The sequence below is a fragment of the Escherichia sp. AM3 genome (assembly GCF_032029835.1).
Taxonomy (GTDB): domain Bacteria; phylum Pseudomonadota; class Gammaproteobacteria; order Enterobacterales; family Enterobacteriaceae; genus Escherichia; species Escherichia coli.
In genome coordinates this window covers 1-296 of record NZ_JAVUPQ010000838.1, presented here as the reverse complement: position 1 = coordinate 296, position 296 = coordinate 1, and the positions used below count along the sequence as shown (strand labels likewise).

Sequence of the window (296 nt, the reverse complement as noted above, 5' to 3'; positions counted from 1 at the left end):
GTATTACTCTGGTTCAAAACGATTTAGGTAATGCGACTTACAATACTGAAGGTCATCAGTGGGACAACAATATCGTTGTTAATAATTCCACTGTAACTTCAGGTTCGCTCTCAGAAGACGAACAATCAGATCGTGGTCATTTTGGCAACTCTGTTGAGCCAAGCGACTATGGTAATGGTGCATCAGGTGCTGATGATGTTGCATTAGCCTTCATAGATGATGACACTTCTGATTATCGTATGGTCAACAACGTTACATTCAACAATTCTCAGTTGCTTGGCGACGTTGTATTTGAC

At 40.9% G+C, this 296-nt stretch carries 1 pseudogene; it reads left to right on the top strand.

The window, feature by feature from the left end:
• A pseudogene (locus RTW80_RS28635) lies at positions 1-296 on the top strand (autotransporter outer membrane beta-barrel domain-containing protein); the annotation flags it as partial.